Source organism: Streptomyces calidiresistens (genome assembly GCF_014141525.1).
Lineage (GTDB): Bacteria > Actinomycetota > Actinomycetes > Streptomycetales > Streptomycetaceae > Streptomyces > Streptomyces calidiresistens.
Map to the genome: position 1 here is coordinate 1 of NZ_VKHS01000265.1, position 6,460 is coordinate 6,460.

The 6,460-nt window shown below is 73.7% G+C and carries 7 protein-coding genes; 6 read left to right on the top strand and 1 reads right to left on the bottom strand.

Features of this window, described 5'->3' with window-relative positions; all coding sequences use genetic code 11:
- Nucleotides 1-168 precede the first annotated feature (168 nt).
- The 6 genes from FOE67_RS12815 to FOE67_RS12835 all read left to right on the top strand — a co-directional run bounded on the left by FOE67_RS12815 (nt 169) and on the right by FOE67_RS12835 (nt 4,994).
- A complete protein-coding gene (locus FOE67_RS12815; protein WP_182663704.1) occupies nt 169-900 on the top strand; it encodes an LmeA family phospholipid-binding protein in 732 nt (243 codons plus the stop codon).
- Between the two features lie 236 nt (nt 901-1,136).
- Nucleotides 1,137-1,217, top strand: a complete 81-nt coding sequence (locus tag FOE67_RS30645; RefSeq protein ID WP_368733333.1) for a putative leader peptide — start codon at nt 1,137-1,139, stop codon at nt 1,215-1,217.
- A gap of 186 nt (nt 1,218-1,403) precedes the next feature.
- A complete protein-coding gene (locus FOE67_RS12820; protein WP_182663707.1) occupies nt 1,404-2,246 on the top strand; it encodes a sulfurtransferase in 843 nt (280 codons plus the stop codon).
- 126 nt (nt 2,247-2,372) lie between these two features.
- Nucleotides 2,373-2,660 (top strand): DUF1416 domain-containing protein, encoded by a 288-nt coding sequence (locus tag FOE67_RS12825; RefSeq protein WP_182663709.1) that lies wholly within the window; start codon nt 2,373-2,375, stop codon nt 2,658-2,660.
- A 1,016-nt stretch (nt 2,661-3,676) separates the two neighbouring features.
- Nucleotides 3,677-4,240, top strand: a complete 564-nt coding sequence (locus FOE67_RS12830) for a heme-binding beta-barrel domain-containing protein (RefSeq protein WP_182663711.1) — start codon at nt 3,677-3,679, stop codon at nt 4,238-4,240.
- Between the two features lie 46 nt (nt 4,241-4,286).
- Nucleotides 4,287-4,994 (top strand): AAA family ATPase, encoded by a 708-nt coding sequence (locus FOE67_RS12835; protein WP_182663712.1) that lies wholly within the window; start codon nt 4,287-4,289, stop codon nt 4,992-4,994.
- A 73-nt stretch (nt 4,995-5,067) separates the two neighbouring features.
- On the opposite strand, the gene FOE67_RS12840 is transcribed toward FOE67_RS12835, so the two are convergent.
- Nucleotides 5,068-5,829 carry an SDR family oxidoreductase gene (locus FOE67_RS12840; protein ID WP_182663714.1) on the bottom strand — a complete coding sequence of 254 codons (762 nt, stop codon included), beginning with the start codon at nt 5,827-5,829 and terminating at the stop codon, nt 5,068-5,070.
- Nucleotides 5,830-6,460: the final 631 nt, after the last annotated feature.

Below are 6,460 nucleotides of genomic sequence, written 5' to 3' on the forward strand. Positions count from 1 at the left end.
GCGCCGCGGGCACGTGTAACGGGCCGGCTGCAAGCTCCCGCGGCCCCGCCGTCCGGCGCGGACCTCGGGTTACGCTCGCCGCGGGGGCGCCCGCGGGCGTTTCCCGGGCGTCGGGCCCGACGCCCGTCCCCCTCCGCCGTCCGTTCCCTCCCCCGGAGAGTCGCCCCGATGCGTGTGCTGCGTGCAGGCCTCATCCTCCTGATCGTCCTGGGTGTCCTGGCGGTGGTCGCCGATCGGCTCGCCGTGCGCTGGGCCGAGGGCGAGGTGGCCTCCCGTACCCAAGCCGCGATGGACCTGGAGCGGGAGCCGGAGGTCTCCATCGAGGGCTTCCCCTTCCTCACCCAGGTGGCCGGGCGGGAACTGGAGCGGGTGCGGCTGTCGCTGGACGCCCACCGAATACAACTGGACGACCAGGAGATCACCGCCCGCGACCTGTCGCTGGACCTGCGGAACGTGGTGCTGGAGGACGGGTACCGCAGCGCGGTGGCCCGGGACGCCGCGGGGTCGGTGGTGCTGGGGTACGAGGACCTGAGCGAGCTGGCCACGCAGGACGTGCTGGGGCTCAGCGATCAGCTCGCCCTGGAGTTGTCGTACGCGGGTGGGGACGCGGAGGACCACCAGGTGGCGGTGCAGTTGTTGACCATGGGGCAGGCGGTGGTCCCGCCGGTGCTCGCCGAGATGTCCTTCGAGGGCGACCTGCTGTCGCTGCGGCTGGACGAGATCCCCTCGCTGCCGCTGCCGGGGTTGGAGGACCGCCTGCGGGACGTCATCCACCGGGAGCGGACCCTGCACGGGCTGCCGAGCGGGGTGACGCTGGAGGGACTGGTGGCCACCGAGCGGGGCGTGGAGCTGACCTTCACCGGGACCGATCTGCCGCTGGGCGGCAACGGTCTCGGCTGAAACGGTCTCGGCCGGGGAACGCCCGATGTTCCGGGGCGGGACCGGCCGCGACCGGCTCGCCCGGGGAACGCCCGGATGATGAGACGCGCCGCCTCCCCCGGGGGGTCGCGGAGTCGCGCCGCCCGGCCCCGGGAGGTGTCCGACACGCCGCGCGTCCCGACCCTCGGTCGAAAACGTCTCATCATGCGGAATGACGGTGACACGGGGCCCGCCCCCTCCGTACGATCGCGACCATGATGCGACAGGCGGATCTCACCAAGCGACGGGCCGTCGACCTTTGCCGCGTCGCCGCCATGCTCTGTCGCCGCGCCGTCTGACGGCCCCCTCCGCCGCGCGCCGGCGCCCCCTCACGGGCACGCCCCCATCGCGCCGCCGTGCCCACCGGGGTCGCGCGCCCTCCCGGACACCCCCGCTCCCGGAGTCCCGCACGGCCGTCACCGGCCCGCCCGGCCCGTTGTTTCCGCACGCACCCGCAGCATCATCCGTCGAAGGAGAGAGTCAGCATGAGCCGTAGTGACGTTCTGGTGGACGCCGATTGGGTCCAGGCCCACCTGGACGACCCGAAGGTCGTCGTCGTGGAGGTGGACGAGGACACCTCGGCCTACGACAAGAACCACATCCGGAACGCCATCCGGATCGACTGGAGGAAGGACCTCCAGGACCCGGTGCGCCGCGACTTCGTCGACCAGGAGGGCTTCGAGAAGCTGCTCTCCGCCAAGGGCATCGCCAACGACGACACCGTCGTCCTGTACGGCGGCAACAACAACTGGTTCGCCGCCTACGCCTACTGGTACTTCAAGCTCTACGGCCACGAGGACGTCCGCCTGCTCGACGGCGGTCGCAAGAAGTGGGAGCTGGACTCCCGCGACCTGGTCGCCGAGGTGCCCGAGCGTCCGGCCACCGAGTACCGGGCCAAGCCGCAGGACACCTCCATCCGCGCCTTCCGCGACGAGGTCGTGGCGGCCATCGGCAGCCAGAACCTGGTGGACGTGCGCTCCCCCGACGAGTTCTCCGGCAAGCTGCTCGCCCCGGCCCACCTGCCGCAGGAGCAGTCCCAGGTCGGCGGCCACATCCCGACCGCCCGCAACATCCCGTGGTCGAAGACCGCCAACGACGACGGCACCTTCCGCTCCGAGGAGGAGCTGACCGAGCTGTACCGCGAGGAGGGCGTGGACCTCGACGGCAAGGACACCATCGCCTACTGCCGCATCGGCGAGCGCTCCGCGCACACCTGGTTCGTGCTGCACGAGCTGCTCGGCCAGCAGAACGTGAAGAACTACGACGGCTCCTGGACCGAGTACGGCTCCCTGGTGGGCGTCCCGGTCGAGACCGGCCCGGCCAAGTGACACCCCGCCCCGCCCGCCGGACGCGGGCGGGGCCCCCGGCACCCCTCCGGTGACCGGCCCCGCGGGGCCGGCGGCGGGACCGCGGCCGGGATCCGACAAGGACGCGAGAAGGACAGGATCCATCGCATGTGCGGAGCACAGCCCGGCGGCCCCGACGCCGCCTCGATCAAGCCCGGCGAGACCACCATCCAGGGGTACGTCACCCGTGACGGCGAGCCGGTGAGCGGCTACGTCCGCCTGCTCGACGGCACCGGCGAGTTCACGGCCGAGGTCCCCACCTCGGCGACCGGCCAGTTCCGGTTCTACGCCGCCGAGGGCACCTGGACGGTGCGGGCCCTGGTGCCCGGCGCCACCGGCGACCGCACCGTGGTCGCGCAGCCGGGCGGGGTGGCCGAGGTCGCCATCGCCCTGTGACGCCCCTCGCCCGGGGCTCGAACCGGGGGCCGTGTTCCGTCCGGGACACGGCCCCCGACCCGTGTGCGGGCACGGGCGGGCGGCGTGGCCGCGGGCGGGCGACGCCCTCGCCCGGTGATGCCCCGGCCCCGACGGCGCCGCCGGGGCCGGTCCTCGAGCAGACCGTCATCCTCCGGGCGGGGCCACCGGGTCGACCCCACGTGGACGCGACCGATCCCGGGGGTGGGAGGGCCGGTGCGGGAACCGGCCCTCCCGCCCCCGGGATCGGTCGGGGTTCGCCGGGGCCGGTCGGTCACCGGCGCGGGCGTCGCGCTCTTCCTCGTGGGGTGGGGAAGGTCGATGGTTCGGTACCGGAGTGAACCGGCGGGAGGTGGTGCCATCCGTTCGTGTGGGGACGGCGGCCCGTGGTGGTGACGGAGAGTCGCGCTGTACCTGTTACCCGGGGTGACCCCCGGGTCTCGCTCCCGGTGCCGTCGGGGTCGGACCCGCCGGTCCGGGGACGATGTCGCCCCCGGTCCCCCGGCTCCGCCCGCGGCACCGGCCGACGTCTAGCGGGTGGTGCCGCAGTTGGGACAGAGCCAATCGCCTCGAGGGCCCTGTTGCATCGCGGCACCGCAGTGGGGACAAGCCATGATCACACCCTTTCCACGCGGTTGGACGCGGCCGATCGTGTTCGCGTTGAGTGACGATGGTCACAGCGGGTTGCATGGGTGACAGGGAGTTGCACGCTCGATCGACCGATGTCTACCCCCGACCGCGCGGCACCCACCTGACCGGTCCGGTCCGTCACCGGACGGTTAGACTCGGGCGCGTTCGTCCCCACCCGTCCGCCCCCGTCGGAGGAGCCTCCCGTGCTGGAAGCCTTTTTCATTACCCTGATGGTCCTGGTCGGCGTCGGCACCGCCGCCTTCACCGGTCTGGTGATCACCAAGCTGTACCAGGGTCAGCGCTGAGCCCGGAGCCCCGGCCGGCGCGGTCCCCGCACGCCCCACGAGAGAGACACGGCTGATTCCCCGATGTTCGAGATCCCGTCCGACCTGAACCCCGCCCTGGTCCCCCTGGCCTTCCTGCTCGGCACCTGGCAGGGCGCCGGCGTGGCGGACTTCCCGGACCGCGAGGCGTGCAACTTCGGCCAGGAGGTCACCTTCGCCCACGACGGGCGCGACTTCCTGGAGTACCGCTCGCACAGCTGGCGGCTGGACGGGGACGGCAAGCGGGTCGGCCCGCTGGAGTCGGAGCACGGCTTCTGGCGGATCGACGACGAGCGCCGCGTGGAGATCGTGATGATCCGCGACCAGGGCGTCGCGGAGGTCTGGTACGGCGAGCTGGCCGAGGGCAAGCCGCAGATCGACCTGGCCACCGACGCGATCGCGCGCACCGGCTCCTCCCCCGCCTACACCGGCGGCAAGCGGCTGTACGGGTACGTGAAGGGCGATCTGATGTGGGTGGGCGAGAAGGCCACCCCGGAGATCCCGCTGCGCCCCTACATGTCCGCGCACCTCAAGCGGGTGGTGGACCCCCGCGAGTGGGTGGGCGACCTGAAGGACCTCCCGGACGACGGCATCGCCTTCTTCCGCTGAGTCGCCGCCGGACCGGCCCCGGGGCCGGTCGGGGAGACTCACCCCCATGCTGATCGAACGCGCGTACGCCCACCCGGTCTCCGCCCCGCCGGACGCATGGCCCTGGTCCGTGCCCTGTGTTCGCGAACTCCTCGACGAGGGGCTGCGGTTCACGGCCCCGGTGACCTTCGTCGTCGGGGAGAACGGCTCGGGGAAGTCCACCCTGGTCGAGGCGTTCGCGGAGAGCTTCGGCCTCGACCCCCACGGCGGCTCCCACGACTGGCGTTACGCGAGCCCGCGACCCCGCTCACCCCTCGGCGAGCACCTCCGCCTCGACCCCACCGCACGCGGACGACGCATGATGAGCAGTTGGTCCGCCCGCAAGGGGTTCTTCCTGCGCGCCGAGACCGCCCTCGACGCCCTGGACCGGGAGGGTGTGGGACCGGACTCGCTCAGTCACGGCGAGGGCTTCCTCAGCGCCTTCCGCGAGCGGTCCGTACGACCCGGCCTCTACGTGATGGACGAGCCGGAGGCCGCGCTCTCCTTCACCTCCTGCCTGGAGCTGATCGGCCACCTGGACCGGCTGGTCGCGAACGGCGGCCAGGTGATCTGCGCCACCCACTCCCCGCTGCTGACCGCGCTGCCCGGCGCCGACATCATCGAGGTCGGCGACCACGGCACGCGGCGCGTCGCCCGGGCCGACCTCGCCCTGGTGGACCACTGGCGCCGCTACCTCGCCGACCCCCGTTCCTACCTGCGCCACGTCCTCGGCTGACCGGCGACCCGCCCGCCGGTGCCGCCCCGCCCCGGGGGCGTCCGGGTGCCCGGACGCACGCCCGGAACGGCGCTCACGGAGTGCGCAGGGCCCCGCCGTCGACGGGGATGCTCGTGCCGGTGACGTAGGACGCCGCCGGGGAGAGCAGGAAGGCCGCGACCCGGCCGAACTCCTCCGGCTCCCCGTACCGGCCCATCGGGATCCCGGCCAGGGCCCGCTCCCGGGCATCCGGGCGGCCCCGGTCCAGCGCGGCGGTGCGCTCGGTGGCGATCCGCCCCGGCAGCAGGCCCAGCACCCGCACGCCGTGCGGGCCGTACTCGTCGGCGAGGTCCTTGGCCACCATGGCCAGGCCGGGCCGCAGGCCGTTGGAGATGCCCAGGCCGGTGATGGGCGAGCGGGCCGAGGAGGAGAGCACCAGGCCGATGGCCCCGCCCCGGTCCCCCTCCGCCAGGTGGGCGGCGACCGTGCGGGCGCAGCGCACCGCGCCGAGGAAGACGCTCTCGAAGGCCGCGCGCCACTGCTCGTCGTCGGCCGAGGCGGCGGTGCCCGGCGGCGGTCCGCCCACCGAGACCAGCGCCCCGTCCACCTGCCCGTACACCTCGGCGGCGAGGTCCAGCAGCCGGCCGGGGGTCCCCGGGTCGGCGAGGTCCGCGACGGTGCCGACGGTCGGCGAGAGCCGGGAGAGTTCCGCGACCGCGCGGTCCACCTTCTCCTTGTCCCGCGAGGAGATCACCGTGCGGGCCCCCTCGGCGGCCAGGGCCCGGGCCGTCGCCAACCCCAGTCCGCTGCTGCCGCCGGTCACGACGAAGACCCGCCCGGAGAGTCCGAGATCCATGTGCGCGTTCCCTTTCCGGCACCCCGCGGCGGGCCGGCCCGGGCCGGCCGGGAGCGGGGCGTTCCCGCTCCGGACCACCGGGTGTGACGGCCCGCGCCGTCCCCCGGGGGCCGCGGCCCCCGGTCCGGGGAGCGCGGGGCGCCGGGACGCGGAGGGGTGCCCCGCTGTGTCACCGCTGTGTCGCCGCTGGTCGCGGCCGGTCCCGCGGGGCGTTCCCGGCTCGGGGAGCACCCCACGGCTGTCCCCGAGCATGCCCCTCCCGGGGCCCGACCGCAACGCCCCCGCCCCGGCGGGATACGCTGCCCGGCGAGCCTCCCCGGGGGAAGTCCGGTCGAAGTCCGGCGCTGTCCCGCAACGGTGGGCGGAACCCCGTGTTCCGCGAGCCCGATCACCCGGTGCGGCCGACGCTCCTGCCGACTCGTCGTGGACTGCGAGAGGGAGACCGGATCGGGTGGACCCCGGTGCGGGCTGCCGCCTTCGTGTGTCCCGGCCCGAACCGAGGGACGGTGCCCCGGGTGACCCCGCCGCAGAGTCCCAGTCTCTTATACACATCGGACGCTGCCGACGAAGCTGCAAGTGTAGATCTCGGTGGGCGCCGTATCATTAAAAAAAAAACAAGAAATACAAGTCG